Origin of the sequence: Paenibacillus sp. FSL H7-0756 (genome assembly GCF_038006765.1) — a bacterium.
Lineage (GTDB): Bacteria > Bacillota > Bacilli > Paenibacillales > Paenibacillaceae > Paenibacillus_AQ.
Map to the genome: position 1 here is coordinate 221,973 of NZ_JBBOVT010000001.1, position 26,486 is coordinate 248,458.

Here is a 26,486-nt window from a genome sequence, read left to right on the forward strand (position 1 = left end):
CGCCTGATTCACGTGCGGGGGATTTCGCTGTGCTATACCTTGACCGGTTGTAACCGGCCGGGGTCTTATTTCTTGCGCGCTACCGCTTCGATCTCGACCAGCGCGTCTTTCGGCAGACGGGCTACCTCAACGGCACTGCGGGCCGGGTAGGGCTCGGTGAAGAAGGTGCTGTACACCTCGTTAACCGCCGCGAAATCATTCATATCCTTCAGATACACGGTTGTCTTCACTACCTGATCCATTGATGCTCCGGCCTCTTCCAGGATGGCCTTCACATTGTTAAGCGACTGGCGTGCCTGCTCCTGCACACTGACCGGCAGTTCCGCCGTCTGCGGGTCCATTCCGAGCTGGCCTGAAGTGTAGACCCAGTTGCCGGCAACAATCGCCTGGCTGTAAGGGCCGATCGCTCCGGGAGCTTTGTTTGTAGCTACTTGTTTCTTGGACATAGTGAACGCCTCCTGCATGCTGTACGCGGCCTGTAGACCGCTATATACATTCTAATCGTATGCCTATTGTAAGTCCTGTAGTCTGCGGTTTGCAAACCCTGCTGCCCGGTTAATGCTTGCCGATCACATGAATGACTTCATTCGTGTAGATATGCACGCCGCCTGTATCAGCCAGAGCAATATTCATCATCGCCCGCGCAACCGTGGCTGCTGGAATGGCCCGGAACTTCGCAGCCTTGCCTACCATGGCGAAATCCAGCGCCTTCATCAGCACAGCCGCTGCGCGTTCACCCAGCCTGAATTCTGCCCGGTCGCCCAGCAGCAGGGACGGCCGGAACAGATGCAGGCCGTGGAATCCGGCAGCAATCAGGCCCTCCTCCGTCCGCCCCTTAATCCGGCTATAGAAGGTGCGTGATTTGGCGCTGGCTCCCATAGAGGACACAGCCAGGAACTGCTTCACGTTATGCTCTTTGGCCAGGGCCGCAGCGGCAAGCGGATATTCCAAATCTACACGTTCGAACTGCTCCTGCGAACCCGCCTGCTTAATTGTTGTTCCCAGGCAGCAGAATACTGCATATACACCGGCGAATTCCCCGCTGTATTGCTCAAGCCGGTCCCAATCTACTTGAATCTGTCTCAGCTTGGGATGCTCAAGCGCAAGCGGACGGCGGACCAGTACACGGACCTCGTCCCAACTCCCGCCCAGCAGGTCCCGGGTCAACGCACTGCCGACCAGGCCTGTAGCTCCCAGTACCAATGCAATTCTTCTCACCGAAATAGCCTCCTTATCTTCCTCCTATTCATCCCTCAGAATACGGCGGCCCAGCAGCAGTGCCAGGAGTATCATCAGCACGCCTACCACTAACTGCATGCCGTAGATCTGCATCCACTGCGGCCATTCCTTAATCCATTCGTAGATACGGCCGCCCAGCAGCGGGCCGAAGAAGGCCGCCAGTCCGGTAAGCGCCGCATACATTGCCATATACATCGGCCGTTCGCGCTTCGGCGTATCGCCAATAATGAAGTTGAACGCGAGCTGGTTGAAGCCGCCCACGCCCACACCGAACACAATATGGGCTGCGAATAATACAGGAAGCATCGGCAGCACGGACAAGAGCCCCCAGATTAGGGAAGAGACCGCGATAATCGGCAAGGTCCAGAGCAGCAGCCTCTTGTTACTGTGCCTGGCGTTCAGGTTGCCCCATACATAGAAGCTGGCCATCATGAAGACCGTCTGTGCCACATTTAACAGGGACAGCTTCTCATAATTGATATTCAGCAGCTGCAGCATGACATACGAATACAGCGGGACAGTCAGGTTCTGCAGCAGCAGCCATGCAGACAGGAACAGCGTGGATTTCATGAACAGCTTGTCCTGAAGCGGCTTCCTGAGCATCGGCAGAAAGGCCTTCTCTTCGGATTTCTCAAACGGCACATCCGGGTAGAAGAAGAACACCACGATGTTCGAGATCGAGAAAATCCACACTACAATATACAGGATAAGGAATCCGTGTCCGCCCGGATAACGGTCAAGAATAATACCGCCCCCGTACATCACCAGGCTTCCCAGTGCATTAAGGAATGTATTACGAATGCCGAAATACCGGCCCCGGACCCTTGCAGGCACCAGGTCACTGATAACCGAGTTCCAGAGCACACCACCGGCGGTGTTCGCAATGAAAGCAATGGTATACAGAACGATGAAGGCGGTAACCCAGTGCTCTTGCGGGAAAATAAACGGAACCAGCCCCGTAGATCCCCACAACAGACGGTGTAAGCCAATAAAAGTCACGAGCGCCCACTTACGGCTCGGCAGCCTCTGGATCAGGAAGGCCACACCGATCTGTGCGACGTTCACCAGCGTAGTAAGCGCCAGGACAAATCCGATCTGACTGGAGCTGGCACCCAGGTATAACAGGAATCCTGTAAGAAATTGGCCTTGCAGCAGCACCTGGAATATGGTGGATGGTATCCCCTCAAAGGTAGCGATCTGCAGATTCTTGCGGTGTACGGAGGCCTTGCGCAAATCCTTGGAACGGTTCCGCAGCGGCCGGCTTCTCATGATGTTCATGGGGGAATGACTCTCCTTTGATGCGGCTTTTGCTTCATTCTACTCAGCACCAGATTCCTGTCAATACACCGAAATCACAAATAAAGTTGGAGCTGCGGGGATTAGACGGACGCGCCTGAATGTAGAGGCAAATGTAGGGAGAATATACTGCCCTGGCCTTCATGGCTATGCAGGGTAATGAATCCGCCCAGGAGCCTGGCCAGATCATTGCTGATAGACAAACCCAGTCCCGTACCGCCATACTTGCGGCTGACATTGATATCCGCCTGTTCAAAGGCTTCGAAGATCAAATCATGCTTCTCCGGGGGAATGCCGATTCCGGTATCCTGCACCTCAAAGGCAATCCACTTCTGCGAAGCAGCCCCCTCCTGACGTTCCACTACACGGATATTCATAGTGACCCCGCCAGTCATCGTGAATTTGAACGCATTCGAGAGCAGATTGCGCAGAATCTGCTGCACCCGCTGGGGGTCCGTGTAGATCACGGCCGGTACCCCTTCGTCCAGAGAGACGCTGAAGGTGAGCTGTTTCTGTCTGGCTAAGACGCCAAACTGCTGAACGAGCAGATCAGGGACCTCGCTGGTATTTAAATCCTCTATAATAATATCCAGCTTCCCGGCCTCCACCTTGGACAGATCGAGAATATCATTGATGAGCGACAGAAGATCCTCCCCCGACCGGTGAATGATCCCGCCATATTCAGCAAGCTCCTCCGCACTCAGGGACCCATCGCCTTCTTCTATCATCTGGGACAGATTAATAATGCTGTTCAGCGGGGTTCTTAGTTCATGGGACATGTTCGCCAGGAACTCCGATTTGAACTGTGAGGCGAGCATGAGCTGCTTGGCTCTTTCCTCGAGCACAATTTTATTCTTATGCAGCTCCTCCGTCTGCTCGGACAACAGCTTATTCGCTCTAATGATCTGTCCGGTACGCATCAGGTCCAGATGGAAATCGCGGATAATCAGCGCGAACAGAGCGCTGAGGACAAGGCCTGCGGGAAAGGTAACCGGCAGAATCTTCGTTATGTAATCATGTGTGGGAATGACCCCAAATACGGCAATATTCAGCACATTCACTACATTGACTACCAAGATGGTGACAATCCCCTTATGCATCATCGAGAAAGACGAACGCTTCATCCATAGGCTTAGAGCGGCACAGACAAAGCCCAGGATAGTCAGATTCAGCACGCCTACCAGCGCTGCCTCGTTCACTCCGAAGGTCAGGCGCGTAAGCCCGGTTGCGATTCCAATGATAATCAGAACCAAGGGCTGGGGGTAAGCCAGTGTTGAGATGATAAGCGGTACGTACCGCAGGTCAAAAATGACATGCTCATGCAGTCTGTAGCCGAAAAAGGTGCTGATCCACCCTGCGAAGACCGCGAGCAGCACCCAGCTTACTCTTTTAACAGGCTCGGATGCGTGGGTTACGGTGTACTTGTATATTAGATTCGCCAGATAGGACAGAGTGATTAGTAAAGCTGTATTCACAAAAAAGATTTTGACATATTCCATGGCTTCACTCCTGCAGCGAAAATAAGTTCACATATAATATTTATAGTATCATACTGGAGGAATGAAAACATGAAGCGTGAGGGCTATTGCATATGTATATATATGAGAATGAAAGCTGCCGCATGTCCGGAAGACAGCAAAAGAGCGCAAATCAGATACAATTTGCGCTCTTTCCTTTATTATGAACTGCTGATTAGCTGCGGTGGGAGGACTCCCACTTATGGTACTCCGCTTCGGCTTCATCTTTGGAATGGCCGTAACGCTCCTGCAGCTTGCCTACCAGCTTGTCTTTTTCACCGTCGATGACATCCAGATCATCATCTGTCAGCTTGCCCCATTGCTTCTTGGCTTCACCTTTAATCTGCAGCCACTTACCTTTGATCACATTGTTATCCACTACAAGCTCATCTCCTTAGTTGTCTAATTTAATGTCTGGCGAAAGCTTATAATTGCTTGTGATCTATTACCCCTATGACTTTTCGCTGAATCGCCAAGGAGTGCAGGGGCTGCAACCTGCAACGGGGTAAAACCGTGCAAAATAACTCAACTTTTGTCACATAAAAGTCTTTATAAAAAGCTATTCAACTATCTTAAAATTTGATATACTTCAGAAGTAAATTTATTTATGATTTAAGTGATTATTTTCACATGATAGTTTCAATGCTTGTGCTAAAATGCCATCGAACAAGAAACGATATGATTAAATTTTTTCTTATTGCCTGCCGATATATGTCGTATGCCTGCTACAAAAAGGGACTTAAGACCGAGATGAGAGTGACATTTATCATTTATAAAGTGATTTTTATCACTTCCAACGCTATTAAAATGTTTTACATTTTAATATATATATTTTAAACTATTTTCTTGGAGGTCATATCAAAATGAAAAAAGCTTCTGTAATCTTGTCGAGCGCTCTGGTACTGGGTACTTTACTCGCAGGTTGTGGCAACAGCAACAAAGCAGAGAACGCTGCTGCAACAACAGCACCTGTAGCAACTGCTACTGCCGCAGCTGAAGCAACTGCTGCACCAGCAGCCGAAACAGGCAAGTACCAGGACGGAACCTACTACGGTACAGTGGATGCCGATCCAGAGACTGGCTGGCAGACCTTTGTACAACTGACTGTAGAAGGCGGCAAAATCACCAAAGCTGACTGGAATGCTTTCAATGTTAAAAATGCGGGCGACCTGAAGAAAAAAGTATCCGAGGACGGCAACTACGGTCTGGTTAAAATCGGTGGTGCAAAGTCCGAATGGCATGAACAGGCTGCTCTTGCTGAAGCCTACCTGATTGAAAAACAAGATCCTGCTGCTCTTACTGTAAATGCTGAAGGCAAAACAGATGCAATCTCCGGTGTATCCGTACACGTTAGTGATTTCGTTGGCGCGGCTCAGGCTGCACTTGCTGCCGGCCCTGCACAAGCAGGCCCATACAAAGATGGCGGATATACCGCTGAAGGCGAAATGGATGCTAAATCCGGCTGGAAGTCCACTGTAGCTCTGTCTGTTGCTAACGGCAACGTTGTAGCTGTTAATTTCAGCGGTGTGAATGCTGCAGGCGACGATAAGAAACAATATTCTGTAGACGGCAAATACGGCATGAAAGCCGGCGGCGCTGCTGCTGAATGGCATGAAGAAATCGCCCTTGCCGAGAAATACTTCCTTGAGAACAAAGGCGTAGCTCCTACCCTGGATGCTGAAGGTAAGACAGACGCAATCTCCGGCGTATCTATCCACGTTGGTGAATATTTCACACTTGCACAAAAAGCACTCGAAGGCGCGAAATAATTATTCGCTACCCTTTTGCAGCTAATCAGATGAATGAGGTGAGTTTCTCTTGAAGAAAATAGTCATTTTGGGCGGCGGCTACGGCGGCGTACTCACGGCTAAGAAACTGGCAAAGAAATTTAAGAACGACAAAGATGTAGAAATCAAACTGATCGACCGAAATCCATATCACACTCTTTTGACTGAGCTGCATGAGGTTTCTGCGAATCGCGCACCTGAGGATTCGATCAAAATTGACTTGAAGAAAATCTTTGCCGGCCTGAAGGTAGATGTTGTTCTGGATGAGATCAGCAACATTGATTTCAAGAACAAGAAGCTAAAGTCCGACAAAGCCACTTATGCTTATGATTATCTGGTCATCGGCACAGGAAGCAAGCCAACCTTCTTCGGAATTCCTGGAGCAGAAGAGAACACCTTCTCCTTCTGGTCCTACGATGATGCAGTTGCCCTGAAGCGTCAGATCCGCGACATGTACACCAAAGCTGCGAAGGAAAAGAACCCGGCTACACGCCGCGCTATGCTGACCTTCGTAATCATCGGTGCCGGCTTCACCGGCGTTGAGCTTGTAGGTGAAATGGCCGAACAGCGCGACGAGCTCTGCAGAGAATTCTTCATCGATCCTTCCGAAGTCAGACTGGTCGTGGCTGATATGGCTCCGAAGATTCTGCCTATCCTGCCGGATAAGCTGATTCAGAAAGCCGAAGCCCGTCTGCGCAAGCTGAAGGTAGAAATCGTTACCGGCGCCAAAATCACCGAAGTAGGCGCAGGCTCCGTTGCCCTCGGCGAGAAGAACATCGTGGATGCACAGACCATCGTCTGGACAGCCGGTGTTGAAGGCTCCGAAATCGTCGGCAACCTTGATGTTCAGCAGCAAGGCCGCAAACGTATTGTTACCAATGAACACCTTGAAAGTGTTGACCATAAGAACGTATACGTTGTAGGGGATAACATCTTCTTCATCCCTGAAGGCGAAGAGCGTCCAGTTCCGCAAATGGTTGAGAATGCTGAACAAGCCGCTCCGATTATCGCAGGGAATATCACTGCAGATATCAAGGGTACGCCTAAAAAAGCATACAAACCAGGCTTCCACGGCACTATGGTTTCGATCGGCAGCCGCTACGGTGTAGCGAACGTTGGTCTTCCCGGCAAGTTCTTCATGCTGACCGGCTTCATGGCTATGTTGTCCAAACATTTCATCAATATGTTCTATCTGTCCCAGGTTGTGGGCTTCAACAAGGTCTGGACATACATGATGCACGAGTTCTTCCATGTTGAGAACCGCAAGAGCTTCGTCGGCGGTTACTTCTCCAAGCGCTCGCCGAACTTCTGGCTCGTTCCGCTCCGTATGCTGCTAGGGGGAATGTGGTTATATGAAGGTATAGAGAAGATCCGCAAAATCTGGGTTGATCCAAATAAGATTTTCCTGATTCCTGCGGCTCCTTATGCAGACGCCACATCAGCAGCAAGTCAGGCTGTGGATGCAGTCAAAACTACCGTAGATGCCCAATCTGCCGCTTCCGCAGTATCCACTGCCAAAGAAGCTGTATCGGCTCTTCCGGTTCCAGGCTTCATTTATGATATCTCTAACTGGTTCATGGATCTCATGTTCTACAACCCGGACGGTTCTTACACCTTCCTGGCTAAATGGTTCCAAATCGGTATGGTTTGTGCCGAGATCGTCTTCGGTGTAATGCTGATCGTTGGTCTGTTCACAGCTATCTCGGCTCTGGCCACGATAGGTATGGCGGTTATGATCTGGACCACCAAGATGGCAGCGACAGAAATGCTCTGGTATGTTGGGGCAGCGATTGCCTGCATCGGCGGTTCCGGCAGCGTGTTCGGTCTGGATTACTATGTTCTTCCTTGGCTCAAGAAGCAGTGGAAGAGGATTCCCCTCGTCCGGCGCTGGTATCTGTATACCGACTGATGAACCGGGTAACCGGTGTTTAAGAACTACATTCATTTATAACAGCGGCGGATGCATAAGCTGCGCTGCTGCAAGCTGAATAGGATATTCTTAAGAGTAATGTGTCCCTAGGACACATTACTCTCCTTGTTTAACGAGGTGCTTGTACATTTATGTGCGCATTTTCAACAAAGTGGTTTTGTAGGGATAATCAGGGATTCGGATCCTCCAGCAAAACCGACAAGAAGGAGAGAAGCTTGTGGACCAAAAAATCATTGAAGATACGTTCCGGTTGCTTCAGGCTGAAATGTCTGATATTGCCGGAATTCAGTTGTCTCTCTCTCCGGCAGAATGTGAGCAAATGCTCTCGGTACTGGAACGCCATGATCTGGAATATGACCGCAAAATCCATTTACTAGGCATTTATACCATTCTTACCGTGGCAGCACAGCGCCATATGGAATGTGTCCCACATCATCCTGACCTGACCCGCAATATTTTGGATGGAGATTACCTCTACAGCTTCTATCTGCAATTTGCAGTGAAATGCCGGGAGCTGGATCTGGTGGCCTACATGGCCCCTTCCATCAAAAAAATGCAGATCGAACGTTCAAATGGAGAGTTCACGGAACACAATCCTGCCAGGGAGCTGGGTGAATTCCTCATTCAGGAGCGCAGACAACGAAGCCGTACCAGCAAAGCCATTTGACAGGTGGGAACACGAACGATGAAGCTGCATGAAGCACTGAATATCGATCTGAATGAAATTAACCGCGAAATTAAGAATCTGGTGACCCGCGATAAGGATGTTCCCAAAAAGTCGCAGCTGGCGCAGAGCATTCTTGAACTGACAGGCTCCGGCGGCAAACGCCTCCGCCCGCTGATGGTCATTGTCGGCAGCCGTTTTGGACTGAAACCCGCCGAACGCCGAACCCTGCAATTATCCGCTGCGGCTGAATTTATCCATGTGGCCTCACTGATTCATGACGATATTATTGATAACGCCGAGCTGCGGCGGGGCGAGCCTGCGCTGCATATCAAGACCGGGATTCTATCCGCTGTCCATATCGGTAATTATATGTCTGCCCGCATTATTGAACTGCTTAGCAAGTACACCGAGGATAAGGACCGTTACGTTCACGATTTGTCCTCTGTCGCTACGGGCCAGCTATGTCTCGGTGAATACCAGCAATTGGAGCATGCCTTCGATTATGATCTTACACTGGAGCAATATCTGGAGAAGTCCCGTAACAAAACCGCATTGCTGATGGCCACCTGCCTGCGGGTAGGCGCACTGTCGGCGGAGAGCAGTGCAGAGACTGCCCAGCTTCTCTATGATTTCGGCGAAGCGCTGGGGATGTCATTCCAGATTCAGGATGACATCCTGGACTTCACGCAATCGGCCGATGTCCTCGGCAAGCCGGCCGGCAGCGATCTTCGCCACGGTCAGGTTACCCTTCCGGTGCTCTTCGCCTTACAGGATGCTGAGCTTGCTCCTGTCATCCGCAGAATAGGCCCTGACTCTTCTCCTGCGGACATCGTGCAGGTCTTGGAGCTGGTAAGAGGCAGTGATGCCCTAGCCCGCTCAGAGGCCCTCAGCCAGGGCTACCTGTCCCAGGCTGCCGGAATTGTGGAGCAGCTCTCCAGCTTCCCTGCACATGCCGATCTGAAGACCCTGCTGCAATACTTCGCCGGGCGTGACCGCTGATCCGGGTCTTGCCCGCCGGCACGTTTTAATATTTTCCCAATCAAGAGCCTTTAATCAGGCTCTTTTTTGTTGCCTTGGCGGGTTCAAGGGATGGACCCTTGGAATCTAATGCTGATGATTGTACTTTGTACAACAGATTCCACCAATTCTTAAGCTCAAACGTGTTCTGTTGTATTTTGTACCATTGATTTCGTAAAAAGTGCCCATTTCACATCCATTGAGCAAATTCTACTGTACAAAGTGCAACCGATGCGATTTTAAGACTAATTTCACCGGATTCTAATGTACGGAATGCAATTGCCATGCCAATGGTTACTGCCACTTCGCTAAACAAGTGAACGCAGCGAAGCGAACGTGAACGTGTTTAGCTACAGGGATGTTACAGGTTTGGGGGGGTTCGGGGTTCGGGGTTCGGGGTTCGGGGTTCGGGGTTCGGGGTTCGGGGTTCCGGGTTCGAGGTTCGTCTCGGTCTCGGTCTCGGTCTCGGTCTCGGTCTCGGTCTCGGTCTCGGTCTCGGTCTCGGTCTCGGTCTTAAGGTTGCTGCCCAAAAAGAAGAAAAGCGCGAAGCTCTAAGCTTTTCGCGCTTTTTTTGCTGCCTGCCCCTGCTGGGGAGGCCTGTTGTCTTTTTGAAGTTAATCTTGCCTGGGGAGGTTAGGACGGAACGGAGAGGAATTTTGGAACTGGAGGAGCGAAGCGTTCGCCTTTAACTTCGGATTCCTACCGCAGCCAGCGGTTATAATCAGGGAATCCGAAGTTAACAGCGACCGGAAGTCCAAATATTCCGCGCAGTGCAGCGCCCCAACCTCCAGCGCACCCGACGCGCCGCCCCCCACCCCCACCTCTAATTAACGTAAAAATAATCAATCAGCGTACAAAGTAATATCACCATACTGATCACCTGATTCAAATTATAAGAAGCCACCTTCATCAGCTTACGGTTAGCAGGCTTGATGATCTTGTGCTCCGCCATGAGCAGTACCGTAGCAATGCCGATGCCGACCAGATACATCCAGCCGAGATCACGCCAGAGGTACAGGAACAGCAGCAGCATTACCATAATGAAATGCAGCCCCTTGGAGATCCGCAGCGCTTTCTCCAGGCCGAAGAAGCTCGGGATGGACCATAAGCCGTTCTTCCGGTCGAACTCAATATCCTGAGTTCCGTAGATGATATCAAAGCCGGCAATCCATAGCATTACCACGGTTCCGATCACGAACGGCGTGAACGCGATGTTCCCTGTAACCGCAAACCAGGCGCCAATTGGTGCCGAAGCAATCACGAAGCCCAGATACAGATGGCTGAGGAAGGTAAAGCGCTTCGTATAAGAGTAGGATGAGATCAGTACAATGGCTACCGGTGACAGCACCAGACAGAGCAGGTTCAGCATGCCGGAAGCCACAATGAACAGAGCATAATTGATGATAATGAACAGAATGACTTCTTTCTCGGCGAGCAGACGCTGCGGCAGATGCCGGTGGGCGGTACGCGGATTGTTGCCATCGAAGGTGCGGTCCACCAAACGATTGAACGCATTCGCCCCGTTGCGTGCCCCGATCAGCGCGATCAGTCCCCATAACATCATATGGCCGGAAGGCCAGCCGCCAGCCGCCCACACCATCGAGATGATGGCAAAAGGCAGGGAGAACAGCGTATGGGAGAACATCACCAGCTCGCTGAACATTTTCAATTTAAGCGCCGTATGTTTAAAAGCATTAATGATAACCATAATGTTAGGCCTCTTTCTTAGTGGATCGCTTGCAGCACTTCACGGAGTGCATCCAGCAGGGCATCGATATTCCCGGAAGTGACAACTAGCGGCGGCTGGAAGGCGAGAACGTTGCGGCCTATCCCGTTTTTGCCGATCAGGTATCCGCGGTCCTTCAGCTCTTCCAGCACATAGTCTGTCACAGCCGCAGCGTCCTCAGTCACCGAGCCGGCCAGCTCAGCCCCCAGCATAAGTCCGCTGCCCCGTACATCAGTAATCAACGCAGGGTAACGCTCCTGGAGAGCAAGCAAGCCTTGCTTCAGCTGCCCGCCGAGCTCAGCCGCACGTTCCGCCAGCCGTTCATCACGGATGTAGTCCAGCACCGCCAGCGCTGTAGCCGCAGAGACCGGATTCCCTCCGAACGTCGAGGCGGAAGGCTTGTTCAGCGATGCCGCAATCTCATCCGTCGTAGAAAAGGCAGCAATAGGCACTCCGTTCCCCAGCGCCTTAGCCATGCTGATAATGTCCGGCACGACGCCGAAATGCTCCATCGCAAACATTGCTCCCGTCCGGCCGTAGCCGGTCTGGATTTCGTCGTCAATCAGCAGTACACCGTACTGCTCAAGCAACGCCTTCACCTCACGGAAGTAAGACAGCGCAGGCATGACAATTCCGCCGTTCCCCTGAATCGGCTCCACGATCATAGCAGCGATGGTGTCTCCCTGGGCAGCGAGTACTTCCTTCAAATTCTGGATGGACTGAGCCGCCGCTTCCTCCAGCGTCAATTCCGGATGATACGGGCGCTTAATGAACGTTACATCCTCATCAAGGTAAGCATCGGTTCTCCACATTTGCAGCCCGGTCACACTCATGGTGAGGTTGGTCCGGCCATGCAGGCCGGCCTCCAGAGCGATGAAGCCTTTGCGGCCCGTATGCATCCGCGCCAGCAGCAGCGCCCCTTCATTCGCCTCTGAGCCGCTGTTGACGAAGAATGTCCGGCGCAGCGCGCCCGGCAGCACTTCTTCCAGACGTTCCGCTAAGTCTACATTCGGCTGGGTCAGATAGATCGGCGAGGTGTGCTGCAATTGCTGCAGTTGTGCTATCGTACGTGAAGTAATAGCCGGATTACAGTGGCCGCAGGCAACCACAGAGACTCCCGCGAAGAAGTCGGTGTATTCCTTGCCGTTCTCATCGTAGACGTACTGCATGCTTCCGCGTACCAATTGCGGGGCATCCCGGTAAAAATGTGCGGTGCACGGGTAGAAATACTGCTTTCTTTTGGCAGCTACCGCTTCTCTTCCAATGATGACGCTCTGTTCCATGAGATTCCCCTCGCTTTCAATCGCTGATGATTCAACATGAGTTTGTGAAAAAAGGTACTTATAATTGCGCCATATGCCCTTATTATACTCGCAGCAGCGTTATTTTAAAATTGAATTATTAGCATTAGTTAAATTGCAGTGAACCGAGGGTATACCCCGCATATACCGGCTTCAGTCCGCCCAGCAGATCATCCTCCGGCTTCGTTCCATCCATCGCAGCCTGATAAGCAGCAATAATGGTGCGCAGTTCCTTGATACTGTATGTTGCGCCTTCTATCCGGAAGCTGGCAATCCCCAGGCCGTTCATTTCACTAAGCATCGGAAGATAACATAGTTCCTTGGCGAACAACAGATGGCAGCGGCCATATTGGTCACGGTAGACCGGGTTCTCGCCCTTGTCAGTCTTAAGCACCAGCACATCATTGCGGACATATTGGTTGTCTTCTTCCCCAATCGGCTCCATCACCTCTGTATTCTCGAACAGATCATGCTCCATATACATCAGCGCCGGCGTTCCGTGCACCACAACCTCCAGCGGCAAGTCGCTGCGTGAGGTGAAGGAGGCGAAATGCTCCAGTGTCATCTCCGGTGAAACGGTCAGCTTAGTAAGGCCCAGTCCCGCATACAGCCCGGCAGACAGATGGTTGTAGACATTCAGATTAGCATCGCCCATCATCGGATAACCGGTCGTGCGGTAACGGCGGATCGCTCCCAGGTTCGTAATGATCAGGCCGTCAATCGGCAGCCGCTCTCCGCTGAGCAGATGATCATACTGGTCGAAATGCAGCTCATTCATCATCCGCGGCAGGCCGAGATAGAGCTTGGTATGACCTTTTACCGCTCCAAGCTCCTTAATATCCTGCTTCGTAAACGGACGGTCCGGCTCGAACACATCGCCCGGCAGATACAAGCTGTCTACCCCCATCTCCAGTACGAGACGCGCCTGCTCCATATTATTCACACGTACTGCCAGCTCAGGCTTGTTAAGGATGCTGCGTCTGTCTTCAGCCATTCGCCCCCGCAGCTCCGTCACCCGCTCCGCAGACAGCTCACGTTCGGCAGTCGGCGTACTGAACACTTTGCCGGTGCTGTAGAACTTGCCTGTTCCCTCATAACGGCGGTTGATATTAGGTAGTCCCGGTTTGCCAAAAGCATACGCCGTGGAGAAATCGCGCTTACGGTTGTTATACAGCTCTTTGGAATCCTTGGTGCGGTCGAAGCCCAGCGGATCATCAATATAACGGTCAATCGCATCGCCGTAGCTGTTGGACAGCATCACCATGAAGTCTTTATCGCGCATACGGCCTTCGATTTTGAAGGAAGTAATGCCGGATTCAATCAGCTCCGGAAGATGCTCATACATGAACATATCCTTCACCGCCAGCGGATATTCCGCAGGGAAGACATAGCCGTCACGTTTGATCCGGTAATCCCAGCGGCAAGGCTTCATGCATTTGCCCCGGTTGCTGCTCATTCCGAACACCTGGGAGCTAAAGTAACAGTTCGCCCCGTGGACAGAGCACATATCGCCATGAATGAAATATTCCAGCTCCATGCCGCTTTTTGCGCCCAGCAGCTTCGCGGTCTGCAGATCCATCTCGCGGGAGGTAACGACCCGGCTGACGCCCAGCTCCTTCAGCGCGTGGATCATCTCCAAATTATGCACATTCATCATGACGGAAGCATGAACCGGCAGATTCAGCCCCATCTCGCGGATCAATTCCAGCACCGCCATATCCTGCACGATCAGCGCGTCCGGGCGGACCGTGTCCAGGAAGCTAAGGTACGCTCTGGCCTCTTCTACATCCTCTTCGCTGAACAGATTATTTACCGTGATATATACTTTTTTATCCATACTATGGGCGATATTCAAGGCTTCGATAATCTCTTCATGACTCAAGTTATAGCCCTTGCGCATCATTCTCATGTTCAGCACCGGACCGCCGAAATACACCGCATCACACTTCGATTCAATGACAGCCTTGAAGATCTCGAAGGTTCCCGCAGGTGCCAATAACTCCACTTCTTTACCATTAAAATAACGTGCCATTTCCGTATCCCCCTAAATGTCTTACAATAATGCTACTGCAACTCCCAGTACAACGAACATAGCAACAAAAAGCGTATCCGCCGCGCCCCACCTGAGCCGGTGATACCGGCTGCGCGGCGCATCCATGCGGAAGCCCCGGGCTTCCATCGAATAGATCAGGTCCTGGGCCCGCCGGAACGCACTGGCTATGACCGGAACCAGCAGTGAAACGAGCATGCGCGCCTTCTCCTTAAGCGGCAGCTCCTTCAGATCCGCTCCGCGCGAGGCCTGCGCCTTCAGAATAATCTGCGCCTCATCCAGAATCGTCGGAATGAAGCGGAGCGCGATGCTGATCATCAGCGTAATCCGGTCGGGTGACAGCCTGAGCTTCTTCAGCGGGGCGAGCACACCCTCCAGCCCCTGGTTCAGCTTGCCTGGCGTTGTCGTGAAGGTCAGCAGCGCGGTGAAGGTCAGCAGGAACAGCATGCGTATTACCGAGAATGCCCCCAGACGCAGACCGCCCGCATGCAGCGAGAATGAGCCAAGCGACCATAGCACCTCCCCTTCCTTCACGGACAGCGCCTGTACGATGAAGATGAACAACATCAGATAACGTAAAGGCTTCGCAGCCTTAATGAAATATTTCAATGGAATGCGGGTCGTCGCCATCACCACGATGGAGAAGACCGCGACAAGCCCGATCGATATCCACGAAGTGGACAGCAGGATGATGGCTACATAGAGCAGCATTCCGGTAATCTTGGACCGGGCATCCAGCTTATGGACCCAGGAGCCCGTATCAATGCTGCGTCCCAGCAGCAGACGCTCATTCATGGCCATCCCCCATTTCTTCCGAACCGGAGGCATTCAGCGTGCGGCGCTCTTCCAGCAAGGCCGCAAGCCGCCCCGCGAGGCCCTCTGCTGTAAGGAGCGGCTTCTCGCCTCTAAGGCCAAAGCGCCCGGCGGCAGCCTGCCAGTAACGCAGAGACTGCGGAACCCGCAGTCCGCAGCGCTCAAGAATCGCCGGATCAGCAGCCAGCTCGCCGCCGCTGCCCTGAAAGGCGAGTTCCCCTTCCTTGAGCAGGACCCAGTTGTCAGCATAAGGCAGCAGTTCATCCATCCGGTGCGTCACGATGATGATCGTGCGTCCCTGCTCGCGGCATAGCCGCTCCAGCAGAGCGATCAGCTCCGCACGGCTTACCGGGTCCAGGGTGGCTGTCGGCTCATCCAGCACCACAATATCCGGGTCCATCGCCAGCACCGAGGCAATGGCCGCCTTGCGCATCTGTCCTCCGCTGAGCCGGAAGGGATTGCGCTCCAGCAGCTCCAGATCCAGTCCCATATCCGTCATGGACTTGCGCGCCCGCTCCTTGGCCTCCTCCAGGCTGACTCCAAAGTTCAGCGGCCCGAAGCAGAGATCCTTCTCCACCGTATCTTCGAACATCTGCTGCTCCGGGAATTGAAAGACGAGGCCTACCCTCCGCCGCAGCGGAAGCAGCCTCGGTGATTTCTCCCCTGCAGTTATCGTTACATCCAGCACCTGCACCGTGCCTTCTGTCGGCTTGAGAATGCCGTTGAACAGCTGGAGCAGCGTAGATTTGCCGGAGCCGGTGGCTCCGGCAATTCCGGTCAGCGAACCCCCGGCAATCTCCAGATTAATCCCGTGCAGCGCCGTTTGCTTCCACATACTGCGGTCAGCATACGTATAGCTTACTTGCTGTAGTTGTATTGCCATAGTGTGTCTATAAGCTCCTTTTCGCTGGCGGGTACATCCACCGTAATTCCCCGGCTCTCCAGTTCACGGGCAAGCTGCCAAGTATAAGGCTCCCGCAAATGACACTTCTCCAGCAGCTCCTCATCACGGAATAGCTCAGCAGGTGATACATCTGCCGCGATGTTTCCCCCGTGCAGCGCCAGCACCCGGTCCGACGCCAGAATCTCATCGGCATCATGAGTAATCAGCAGGATCGTGTAGCTGCCCTCTGCCTGCATGTCGCGCAGAATCCCCATAAGCTCATCGCGGCTGCCCTCGTCCAACATAGAAGAGGCCTCGTCGAAGATGACGATGCCTGGCTTCATAGAGAGAATCGAGGCGATGGCTACACGCTGCTTCTGCCCGCCCGACAGCTCTCCGGGATGCTTGGACAGCAGATGGCTGATCCCGAGCTTACCGGTATAGAATTCAAGCCGCTCCTTCATTTCTTCGTAAGGCAGGCACAGACCCTCCAGGCCGAAGAGAATATCTTCTTCCACCGTCTGCCCGATGAACTGGTTATCGGGGTTCTGGAAGACCATTCCGATGCATTGCCGGATGGATTGAATCGTCTCTTCCTGCAGCGTATGTCCGCAGACAGAGATATGGCCGGCGCTCTTCGGAAGCAGCGCATTCAGCAGCTTGACCAGGGTCGATTTGCCGCAGCCGTTAGGCCCTACAATGCTCACCCATTGACCCTGCGGGATCGACACGTTGATATTATGGAGAATCGGATGCTCCGGATCATAGCCGAAGGATACGCCCTCAAGGGCAATAACTGCCGGCTTCTCACCAGCTTTTGTATCGTTGTACGCTTGATTCATGTTACTCATCCTTCCGCAGCTAGTGACCCGGTCCGTTCAGGAACTCTTCAAACAAGGATATTTTGGATAGCGAGTCAACCACATACCGGACGGCGAAGCCGACAGCAATGCCTGTAATAATACCGGTGATCAGAAGAACCGGCAGGTAATAGAAAATACTGGTTGAATTAAATACGAACGAGGCTGCCAGCAGCTGTCCCGTATTATGGGCCAATCCTCCCGCAATACTGATACCGATGACACTGAACTTTCTGCGGCCAAGCTTCACCAGCGCGAACATTACAATGAAGCTGAACAGGGAGCCGAACAGGCTGAACAGCAGGCTGGACAGCGTGCCGAGCAGGAAGGCGGTCAGCAGTGTCTTCAGGATCACCAGCACCAGGACATCACGTCCGCGCAAAAAGTATATACAGGTCAAAATCATAATATTGGCGAAGCCGAGCTTCGCCCCGGGCATCAGCCCCACTCCGGCCAGCGGGATCTGCGCCTCCACAATACTCAGCACCACAGCAACGGCAGCGAATATAGCAATTATTACGGTCCGCTTCAGCGCTGTAGCCGATTCACTACTGGACATAGCCATCTACTTCATCCTCCCCGGCCGCACTTGCAATCTCAACCAATACCCGGTGCGGAAGACAGACGATCGTCTGCTTGGGCAGCGTGATGAAGCCGAAGCCGAGGCACACCTTATCCGGACAATCCGCATCGAACATCTCAACCCCGTAATCATGCACCTTCAGAATGTTATAGCCCCGCTCGGTGCGGACCTCAATAGTCTGCTCTTCTTTGGTTAGGGTTATCGTTTTGAATAACTTACCATCTACTGTTATATTAGCCTTGAGTTCTTTGCCCGGCCCACCTTTATCAGCATCGTTTGACAGCCATCTTGGCACGAGAAAAGCGAGCGCAGCAATCAGAACGACAGAAATCAGCAGCACATCTGCGCGTTTCATAGAAATCTCCCTTATTTTTTAATTAAAATCCAGACTTAATAATTATAACGGTCCGCTCTCAATCCTTCAATGAATGTAGTCGTTAATTGTCGCATTTCCCTGTCAGTTCACAAAATAGGCACGCAAAGCTGAAGCGGAACCTCCATAAACTGGATAGTATCCGCTTCGGCAAGTGGAAACGGTACCGTCCTTTTAAAGGACGGTACCGTTTCAGCGAGAAATAGAAGAACAGTTTATCAGGTGAAACATATAAATTCTTATATTTCAAGGAATATTAGGATATGCATTCATCTAAAGTATTACCCCGCCTGGATAGGCTGAGCATCCTTAAGGGCTTCCGGCTTCCGGCCGAAATACCCCAGGAACAATCCGGCGAATTCAGGGTCCCATTGGCTGCCTCTGCCCTGCTCCAAAATGCCGAGCGCCCGTTCATGGTCCATCCCTTTCCGGTAAGGCCGGTTGGATGTCATTGCATCATAAGCATCTGCTACCGCAATAATCCGGCCATGCAGGGGGATAGCCGTACCGGCAAGACCATCCGGGTAGCCGTGGCCGTCATAACGCTCATGATGCGAGCGGACGCCGCCGAGAAAGGGTGCCATTTTGTCCGCCGGTTCAATCTGGCGCAGAATATTCTCTCCCAGCACCGTATGGCTCTGAATCTGAAGGAACTCCTCATCGGTTAGGGCTTCTTCCTTGAACAGGATGCTGTCTCTCACCCCGATCTTACCAATATCATGCAGCAGAGCTGACTTGCGCAGATCATCCAGCTCCTGCCCCCTCAGTCCGGCCAGCTGGCCGATAATCACCGAATACTCCGCTACACGGAGCGAGTGTCCTGCCGTATACGAATCGCGGGCATCCAGCGCCACGGCAAGGGTGGAGAAGTAGCTGTCCAGCAGCTGGCGGCTCTGCTGCTCCCGTGCCTGCAGCCCGCGGACCATCATGTTAAAGCCTGCCACCAGCTTCGAGAACTCATCGGAGTACTCATCCTGCACCTGGACCAGATTGCCGTCCTTCACCTGGTTCATCGCCTGATACAGCTCATGGATCGGATGCTGTACGCTGTTCGTCAGCAGCCAGGCCGCAATGGAGGAGAACAGCGTGCCAATCAGCAGCACCATCCCTGCCCAGGCCCAGTAGCTCTGAAGCCCGACGACGACTATCGAATCCCCCTCACCGTTCATACGAATGTGTGTCGCCATAATAAACAGGAACAGCGGGAAGGTGCCGATCAGCATACAGCTCACCAGGAATTTGGGACGTATCGGCACGAACACATAGCCCTCCAGGGAAAAATCAACACTATACTGCTCCAGCGCACGGTTCCTGAACTCCTTAATCAGCGGAATTATGGAGGTGCAGGTCAGGAAGAATTCAATCAGGGCATGCATACAGGCCACAAGCACAGCGCAACACATGGCCAGGATCAGATAGAAATAAGGGAACGTAACCCAGCCGGCATGAATCATCCAGAAGGTCAGCAGCAGAGCCGGAACGGATAATCCGAGCAGATGCGGCCCCATAATCCGCTGAATGGCCCGTTTGGGCAGCTGGTGCGTGTGCAGATATGCTTCTTCCAGCATCGATAGCGCAGCATGCTCCTGAATCAGCGCAGCCCGTATAGGTCTGGTCTGTCTGAGAAAGACAGTAATCTCTATGGACGCCATAATCACAAAGGAACAAAGAAGCACCAGCAGGAGGCGGTAATATTCAACCCGGCTGATCTCCAGGGAAGATAGCATAAGCAGACTCCCGACCGCGAGTACCGCTACAGCTGAGCCGAAGATATAGTTCCGGATCTGTTTCTTCAAAAAAATTCTGTATAGTTCCATCGGTCCCCTCATTTCCATCCCGGCCGCAGCCCAATGTACAGTTGCATATTTATTATACCCGTGCTATAATAAAATAATATTTGTTTTCGAGTATGTATATCCCCACCAAGAAGATGTCAGGCCGATGAATCACTTCTCTATATTATCGGCGGTTTGGACACAATATCTTACGTTTTCTTGCAGTACTTTTCCTTTTTATGAGACTAAATTCGAACATAGCATTCCGATTCACACTGGCGCGGCCACGGAGCCGCAAGGACAAAAGAGAGGTAGGGCTTTTGTCGTATTGGAAGGATTTCTCTCGCCACACGGCTGCTGGAAATAACAAGGAATAACGACACCCGTTTCGCTCACAAACGGCGGGGGATTTATATACCGATAAGACATGGTTTGCTGCTTCCCTGTTCTTCAGGGAAAGGCCCCATGTGTGGAACATAATTAGCGCCCGATAACCGCTGTCAGCGGATATCGGGCGCGTCTACGTTCTAGGGACTTTTATCTTACAGATGCAGCGGTAACCGGGCTGTGTACATAGCGTTCTACGAATTCGCCTACTGTGCGGATGTATGTGCTTTTATCCGTATCGTAGGATAGGCCATGCCCCGCTCCATGCACTACCAGTTGCTCCTTCGGACTCCGGCAGGCCTCATACAGCTCATTCATCATCGCATAAGGCACGAACTTATCCGCATCTCCGTGGATGAACAAAATCGGCACCTTGGCCTTGCGTACCTGTGTCAGCGCAGACGCCTCCCCGAAGGAATAACCGGCCTTCATCCGGGTCACCAGACTGGCTACCGGCACAAACGGGAAGCTCGGCAGATGGTACATCCGCTTCAGCTGATAGGACAGCTGTGCCTTGACCGAGGTGTAGCCGCAATCGGCGACAATCGCCTTGACCTGCGGAGGAAGCTCCTCGCCGGACGTCATCAGCACCGTGGCTCCGCCCATAGATACGCCATGCAGCACGATTTGTGCGTCCGGACCGTTCTCCTGCAGGACAAATCCGATCCATTTCAGATAATCCCGGCGCTCCGGCCAGCCAAAGCCGATATAATCTCCTTCGCTTTTCCCGTGTCCTCTGGCATCAGGCAGCAGCACATTATACCCCAGATTCTCATAATAGTTCTTAGCGGTCGCTCCCATATCCTTGGCCTTCCCGGAATACCCGTGGGCAACAATGACCGTCCGTCCGGCAGCACGCTCTGACGCCAGATAATAGCCTTGCAGCCTGAGGCCATCCTCAGACACCAGCTCCACCTCACGGAAGGTCTGCCGGGATATCCACTCCGCCCCTTCTCCCCACGAGGCTCCAGCCACCGGCGGCGGATCGATCTTAAGGTCTGGGGTCTTGGCCAGGAATTCCTTAGGGGCCCGCTTAATGGCTACTCCATAAAAATAGAATCCGGCATAGCCCACCCCTGCGGCCACCACGATCAGCACCACAAGCAGGGTTATCATCCACATCAACGTTCCTCCTTCAGTAAGCAACCATTCCCCAGCCAGGGAACTGCTTAGTGTAATTTGAGCCTAGTATAGCACGGGAGTAAGGCCAACTGAAAATTCAGCCGGGGCTAAGGCAAGATTCAGTCGAACCTCTTTCTCTACAGTAACAGTAACGGCTCATGTATGAATTACGGCGACGCTTGGGAGCACGCTCCGCTGTTTAAGTATCAAAAGGAACAAAAGGCTTGCGGTATCGCCATTGTAATCGGTTTTTCGACCATATTCGGTTCCACACGCCTCTGCCTCATCGAATGTAATCGGTTTTTCGACCATATTCGGCCCACACGCCTCTGCCTCACCGAATGTAATCGGTTTTTCGACCATATCCGGTTCCGCACGCCTCCTCCGCACCGAATGTAATCGGTTTTTCGACCATATCCGGCCCACACGCCTCCGCCGCATTGAATGTGGTCGGTTTTTTGACCACATTCGGCCCACACGCCTGTCCATGTGTTCGGTGAAATTAGCGAAGTCATTCCTATTACTGATCCAGAATATAGTCATCCTGCCGATGCTCCAAGACACTTATCCCCAACTTTATGCACAACTTATCCTCATTGGACGTAAATCATAATTTCCTGAACAACGAAAAAAGGGCTGCTCCAGGAGAACTTCTTCTCCGAAAGCAGCCCTTGTCAAATTACAGGGTCATCGTTTGTTTATATAAATCTCAGTTCCGGTGATTCACTTACGTGTGCTGTTTCTGGTGGTTCTTCTAAGAATCAAGCCCAGACCCGCGAGTGCCAAACCGGCAAAATAATAAGGTGCAGGACTGGATTCACCCGTCTTCGGCAGAGTTCCATCCACAGGCACACCGCCTAGAGGAACTTCATCATCAATAAGGACTACATCGGGTGCCGGTTCCGTTGACGGTGTTGGCTCCGGTGTTGCTGCTATTGGCGCAACTGCTACAACCGGTGTCGGCGTTGGGGCCGGTACTGTGGTAGCTATCGGAGTTGCTACAGGTCCAAGCGGCAACGGATCATCATTCACAACCACATCATTACTCACGATAAATCCGATGATCGGAGTCGGCGTAGGCACTGGAGGGAAACTGAACGGCGGCGATGTTGGCGCTGGCGTTGTTACTGGTGTCGGATCTGGCGTTGGTGTCGGTGTTGGCTCTGGTGTCGGTGTTGGTGTCGGCGTCGGTGTTGGTGTCGGTGTCGGCGTTGGTGTCGGCGTTGGCTCTACCGTCGGTGTTGGCGTTGGCTCTACCGTCGGCGTTGGTGTCGGCTCTGCCGTTGGCGTCGGTGTTGGTTCTACCGTTGGCGTCGGCGTCGGTTCTACCGTTGGTGTCGGTGTTGGCTCTACCGTCGGCGTTGGTGTTGGCTCTACTGTCGGCGTAGGCGTCGGTTCTACCGTTGGCGTCGGTGTTGGTTCTACCGTTGGCGTCGGCGTCGGTTCTACCGTTGGTGTCGGTGTTGGCTCTATCGTCGGCGTTGGTGTTGGCTCTACTGTCGGCGTCGGTGTTGGTTCTACCGTTGGTGTTGGTGTCGGCTCTACCGTTGGCGTTGGTGTCGGCTCTGACGTTGGCGTCGGTGTTGGTTCGGCCGTTGGCGTCGGTGTTGGTTCTACCGTAGGCGTTGGTGTCGGCACCGCTGTCGGCGTTGGTGTCGGCTCGGCCGTCGGCGTTGGTGTCGGCTCTGCCGTTGGCGTTGGTGTCGGTACTGCCGTTGGCGTCGGTGTCGGTGTTGGCACTGCCGTTGGCGTTGGTGTCGGCTCTGACGTTGGCGTCGGTGTTGGTACCGCTGTCGGCGTTGGTGTCGGCTCTGACGTTGGCGTCGGTGTTGGTACCGCTGTCGGCGTTGGTGTCGGCTCGCCGTTGGCGTTGGTGTCGGTACTGCCGTTGGCGTCGGTGTCGGTACTGCTGTCGGTGTTGGTGTCGGTACTGCTGTCGGCGTTGGTGTAGGTTCTACCGTTGGTGTTGGCGTAGGCACCGCTGTCGGCGTTGGCGTTGGTGTTGGCACTGCCGTTGGCGTTGGTGTCGGTACTGCTGTTGGTGTTGGTGTCGGTACTGCTGTCGGCGTTGGTGTAGGTTCTACCGTTGGTGTTGGCGTAGGCACCGCTGTCGGCGTTGGTGTTGGCACTGCCGTTGGCGTTGGTGTCGGTACTGCTGTTGGTGTTGGTGTTGGCACCGCTGTCGGCGTTGGTGTTGGCTTCACGGTCGGCGTTGGTGTTGGCTTCACTGTTGGTGTTGGCACCGCTGTCGGTGTTGGCGTCGGCTTTACCGTTGGTGTTGGCGTCGGCTTCACTGTTGGTGTTGGCGTCGGTTTCACTGTTGGTGTTGGCGTCGGCTTCACGGTTGGTGTTGGCGTCGGCTTCACTGTTGGCGTTGGCGTCGGCTTCACTGTTGGCGTCGGCTTCACGGTTGGCGTTGGTGTTGGTTTCACAGTTGGTGTTGGCGTCGGCTTCACTGTTGGCGTTGGTGTTGGTTTCACAGTTGGCGTTGGTGTCGGCTTCACTGTTGGTGTTGGTGTCGGCTTCACTGTCGGTGTTGGCGTCGGCTTCACTGTTGGTGTTGGCGTCGGCTTTACGGTTGGTGTTGGCGTCGGCTTCACAGTTGGCGTTGGCGTCGGCTTCACTGTTGGCGTTGGCTTTGGAGTTGGAGTGCACACAGGTGTAGGTGATGGTTTTATGGTCGGTGTTGGTTTCACTGTCGGTGTCGGTGTTACTGTTGGAGTCGGTGTTACCGTCGGTGTTGGTTTCACTGTCGGTGTAGGCGTTACTGTCGGTGTTGGCGTTACTGTCGGTGTAGGTTTCACTGTCGGCGTTGGTGTAGCCGTTGGTGTCGGTGATGGACTAGGTGTCGGCGTTGCGGTCGGCGTCGGACTCGGCGGCGGCCCCTCTCCCTCGTACATTCCAAGGTGCATCTCAACCCCGCCGCTAAAAAATTTTGCAATCAGGGTCCCGTACAGCTCTGCTCCGGCATAATGAACATCCGCTTGGGGGGCGAGAATACTACCATAGAAAGAGGTATAAGCGATATTCACCTCAGAAGCCTCGTAAAAGTTGAACAACACTTGACTGGCTCTGCCGTTATTCATTGCAAAACTAGGCACATTGACTGTAGACCCGCTAATATTAATAATCAACGTAGCGTTCGGGGCAATGTTAAACTGGATATTATTTGTTTTTGCCAGAGTCGGGGCATCCAGATGAACAACATTGAAGGCATCCGGCGCATTTATGGTTAGTGTCCCATAGTTATTGGCTACCGATTTCGTATCGGCCAAGGCCCCATACTCTGTAGATCGGGAGATCAGCATCTGCTGCTCGGCGGCAAAATCAATCGGGCTGGCATTTTTCTTCCCGCCTTTGATGTTGACACCAGGCTCATTGGCGGTAAAGCTATCCCCAAATACCACATTTCCATAGATCTCTCCACTGCCTGAATGTACAAAATTCTTGCCGGCCACAAGTACATCCGTCGGCGCAGCATCCCTGTATGCTCTGGCTACCCCGTAACCTCCGGTGAGGGTAATGTTCCCTGCCGCTGCCAGGCGGCCTTCAATCTGATCATTGCCTTGCGTAAAATCCCCGAGAATAAAAGCATTAAAATTCCCTGCGATTCCTAAAACCGGTGTTGGAGTATACGGTACCCCTGAAGCTGCTCTAACATCTGTCCCCCACGTAAAGGTACTGGATAAGGTCAATAGGCCCGCCATTATGATGGCGGCTGTTTTACGTACTCTTTTTTTCAATAGTCCACACCTCCTAGTTACTATTCTATGAATCTGTCACGCGACTATAACAACAAAAAAGACCGCCACGAAGGGTTAGCTTCACGGCGGCCGGACGACCTTAGCCTCAACTTATAGAGACAGTAGATTCCTGACTTTGCGTCCCGTTCTTTCGATACGGTTTGCGTTTGTACATGATTTCGGTATGAAATTGTGATTTGCTTATGTAAATTCGTTGTTGAGTCTATGACATTTGTTACTTTTGTACTAATTTCAGTTTATCCGCTCGCCCACCCTATTGTCAATCCATTCCCAGTATATTTCTTGAAATTATTTTCGCGATGACTCCTCATTTAACCCTTGTACCATAAGGGTTTATGGGCGAGTCTCTTTTTAGCCGCCGACGAAAAAAGTCGAGAAATCAGAGAATTGGCTGCAGCCGTTTATCTCTCTTCTCTATAATTATATGAATTTATATTATTAAAATTTGATGCATTTGTCCTATTTTATTAGTCTCACCCCGTCTCGGCTTACTGTCCGCTCCTATTCAATGCAATTTTACCTATTTGCGGGCATGTCAGCTCTAAAAAAAGTGCCGCCCATAGGGACGACACCTGCTAATAGAATTCATATATTTTGAATAAAATGTCGCCTAGGCAGACCCGAATAGCTGAATCCAGCCAATCATCGATACCCATAGCGGAACACTTAGAATGATCCCGAATACCAAACCACGGCGGAGACTTCCTTCATGACTCATTGCCATTCTCCTTTGAGCTGATTTATTTTTCAATCTTTATTATTTCAATTTTAATATATAATAATTCGTTCTATTTTTTTGTGAAAAATATCACATTATTTAAGTTAATTTATAAAACCCATTGATTAATTTTTGAAAGGTGAGTTACAATGCGAATATACGTTCTCTTCAAGGAGTTGAGAGGGATGCACAGAGCAGAGAGCCAGGATAACCTGCTGGTCAAATCCTATATTTTGCTGCCGCTTATTCTATCCGCCTTCGAGCGCGATGCTTCTGCTATATCCTCAGAGCTGCGCACGCCTGCGCCTTATCTGGAGGTGATCCAGAGGGCCGTCCATGCCGCTTCTGCCGATCTGCGGGAGACCCGTGCCGGGATGCGCGCCCGTGGTCTGAAGGTCTATGAACAGCAGCGGCTGGAGGCGGGCGTTGAAGCCAGATTCGTCTGCAGGGGTTATCACGAGCGGATGCTGCTGCTGGATGATGTGATTGCCGCCCAGGCCACTCTGCATATGCGCAGATATCTGGGTATGGAGAAGACGGAGCAGGGCCCGAAGCAGAGCTAACAAAGAAGCCTGCCGCAAGCGGCAGACTTCTGCATGAAATGATCACCCGGATGCGGTTACATTAACAACGTCCAATACCCTAACGTGCCGCATATAACCACCACAGCTACCGGAT

Annotated in this window: 22 protein-coding genes and 1 riboswitch; of the genes, 5 read left to right on the forward strand and 17 right to left on the reverse strand. The window is 52.5% G+C overall.

Going from position 1 to position 26,486, the window contains the following annotated elements; genetic code table 11:
* Positions 1-65: 65 nt before the first annotated feature.
* The 5 genes from NST04_RS00970 to NST04_RS00990 all read right to left on the reverse strand — a co-directional run bounded on the left by NST04_RS00970 (position 66) and on the right by NST04_RS00990 (position 4,431).
* Entirely contained in the window at positions 66-446 is a 381-nt protein-coding gene (locus tag NST04_RS00970; protein WP_341182792.1) for a RidA family protein, read from the reverse strand.
* 109 nt (positions 447-555) lie between these two features.
* The gene (locus NST04_RS00975; RefSeq protein ID WP_341182793.1) at positions 556-1,218 is read right to left on the reverse strand and encodes an oxidoreductase; all 663 of its coding nucleotides are present in this window, start codon (positions 1,216-1,218) and stop codon (positions 556-558) included.
* Between the two features lie 24 nt (positions 1,219-1,242).
* Positions 1,243-2,517, reverse strand: a complete 1,275-nt coding sequence (locus NST04_RS00980; RefSeq protein ID WP_341182794.1) for an MFS transporter — start codon at positions 2,515-2,517, stop codon at positions 1,243-1,245.
* A 101-nt stretch (positions 2,518-2,618) separates the two neighbouring features.
* Positions 2,619-4,034, reverse strand: a complete 1,416-nt coding sequence (locus NST04_RS00985) for an ATP-binding protein (RefSeq protein ID WP_341182795.1) — start codon at positions 4,032-4,034, stop codon at positions 2,619-2,621.
* A gap of 193 nt (positions 4,035-4,227) precedes the next feature.
* Positions 4,228-4,431, reverse strand: a complete 204-nt coding sequence (locus NST04_RS00990; protein ID WP_341182796.1) for a CsbD family protein — start codon at positions 4,429-4,431, stop codon at positions 4,228-4,230.
* A gap of 484 nt (positions 4,432-4,915) precedes the next feature.
* Here NST04_RS00990 and NST04_RS00995 point away from each other — a divergent pair, with 484 nt between their 5' ends.
* From NST04_RS00995 to NST04_RS01010, 4 genes are all read left to right on the forward strand, one after another.
* Entirely contained in the window at positions 4,916-5,821 is a 906-nt protein-coding gene (locus tag NST04_RS00995; RefSeq protein ID WP_341182797.1) for an FMN-binding protein, read from the forward strand.
* Positions 5,822-5,870: 49 nt separating this feature from the next.
* Positions 5,871-7,748: an FAD-dependent oxidoreductase gene (locus tag NST04_RS01000; RefSeq protein WP_341182798.1), complete on the forward strand. Its 1,878-nt coding sequence runs from the start codon at positions 5,871-5,873 to the stop codon at positions 7,746-7,748.
* A 238-nt stretch (positions 7,749-7,986) separates the two neighbouring features.
* Entirely contained in the window at positions 7,987-8,436 is a 450-nt protein-coding gene (locus NST04_RS01005; RefSeq protein ID WP_341182799.1) for a hypothetical protein, read from the forward strand.
* An 18-nt stretch (positions 8,437-8,454) separates the two neighbouring features.
* Positions 8,455-9,435 carry a polyprenyl synthetase family protein gene (locus NST04_RS01010; protein ID WP_341182800.1) on the forward strand — a complete coding sequence of 327 codons (981 nt, stop codon included), beginning with the start codon at positions 8,455-8,457 and terminating at the stop codon, positions 9,433-9,435.
* An 841-nt stretch (positions 9,436-10,276) separates the two neighbouring features.
* Here NST04_RS01010 and NST04_RS01015 read toward each other — a convergent pair.
* The 12 genes from NST04_RS01015 to NST04_RS01070 all read right to left on the reverse strand — a co-directional run bounded on the left by NST04_RS01015 (position 10,277) and on the right by NST04_RS01070 (position 25,069).
* Positions 10,277-11,161: a UbiA-like polyprenyltransferase gene (locus NST04_RS01015; protein ID WP_341182801.1), complete on the reverse strand. Its 885-nt coding sequence runs from the start codon at positions 11,159-11,161 to the stop codon at positions 10,277-10,279.
* Between the two features lie 17 nt (positions 11,162-11,178).
* Entirely contained in the window at positions 11,179-12,462 is a 1,284-nt protein-coding gene (locus NST04_RS01020; protein ID WP_341182802.1) for an aspartate aminotransferase family protein, read from the reverse strand.
* Between the two features lie 124 nt (positions 12,463-12,586).
* Complete coding sequence (locus tag NST04_RS01025; RefSeq protein WP_341182803.1) at positions 12,587-14,512, reverse strand: peptidase U32 family protein; 1,926 nt, start codon at positions 14,510-14,512, stop codon at positions 12,587-12,589.
* A gap of 21 nt (positions 14,513-14,533) precedes the next feature.
* Entirely contained in the window at positions 14,534-15,325 is a 792-nt protein-coding gene (locus NST04_RS01030; protein WP_341182804.1) for an energy-coupling factor transporter transmembrane component T family protein, read from the reverse strand.
* Positions 15,318-16,226, reverse strand: a complete 909-nt coding sequence (locus NST04_RS01035; RefSeq protein ID WP_341182805.1) for an energy-coupling factor transporter ATPase — start codon at positions 16,224-16,226, stop codon at positions 15,318-15,320. Before NST04_RS01035 ends, NST04_RS01030 begins: the two co-directional genes overlap by 8 nt.
* A complete protein-coding gene (locus tag NST04_RS01040; protein ID WP_341182806.1) occupies positions 16,202-17,068 on the reverse strand; it encodes an ATP-binding cassette domain-containing protein in 867 nt (288 codons plus the stop codon). Before NST04_RS01040 ends, NST04_RS01035 begins: the two co-directional genes overlap by 25 nt.
* Before the next feature lie 19 nt (positions 17,069-17,087).
* Complete coding sequence (locus NST04_RS01045) at positions 17,088-17,651, reverse strand: Gx transporter family protein (RefSeq protein ID WP_036700635.1); 564 nt, start codon at positions 17,649-17,651, stop codon at positions 17,088-17,090.
* On the reverse strand, positions 17,635-18,024 hold the full coding sequence (locus NST04_RS01050; RefSeq protein WP_341182807.1) for a NusG domain II-containing protein: 390 nt from the start codon (positions 18,022-18,024) through the stop codon (positions 17,635-17,637). Before NST04_RS01050 ends, NST04_RS01045 begins: the two co-directional genes overlap by 17 nt.
* Positions 18,025-18,323: 299 nt before the next feature.
* A complete protein-coding gene (locus NST04_RS01055; RefSeq protein WP_341182808.1) occupies positions 18,324-19,838 on the reverse strand; it encodes an HD-GYP domain-containing protein in 1,515 nt (504 codons plus the stop codon).
* A 516-nt stretch (positions 19,839-20,354) separates the two neighbouring features.
* Positions 20,355-21,320 carry an alpha/beta hydrolase gene (locus NST04_RS01060; protein ID WP_341185152.1) on the reverse strand — a complete coding sequence of 322 codons (966 nt, stop codon included), beginning with the start codon at positions 21,318-21,320 and terminating at the stop codon, positions 20,355-20,357.
* Positions 21,321-22,049: 729 nt separating this feature from the next.
* Positions 22,050-22,964 carry an LPXTG cell wall anchor domain-containing protein gene (locus tag NST04_RS01065; RefSeq protein WP_341185153.1) on the reverse strand — a complete coding sequence of 305 codons (915 nt, stop codon included), beginning with the start codon at positions 22,962-22,964 and terminating at the stop codon, positions 22,050-22,052.
* Positions 22,940-25,069, reverse strand: coding sequence for a choice-of-anchor A family protein (locus NST04_RS01070; protein WP_341182809.1), 2,130 nt, complete (start codon positions 25,067-25,069; stop codon positions 22,940-22,942). Before NST04_RS01070 ends, NST04_RS01065 begins: the two co-directional genes overlap by 25 nt.
* Positions 25,070-25,151: 82 nt before the next feature.
* Positions 25,152-25,245, reverse strand: a riboswitch (cyclic di-GMP riboswitch).
* Positions 25,246-25,993: 748 nt separating this feature from the next.
* Here NST04_RS01070 and NST04_RS01075 point away from each other — a divergent pair.
* Positions 25,994-26,371 (forward strand): hypothetical protein, encoded by a 378-nt coding sequence (locus tag NST04_RS01075; RefSeq protein WP_341182810.1) that lies wholly within the window; start codon positions 25,994-25,996, stop codon positions 26,369-26,371.
* The last annotated feature ends 115 nt before the right edge of the window (positions 26,372-26,486 follow it).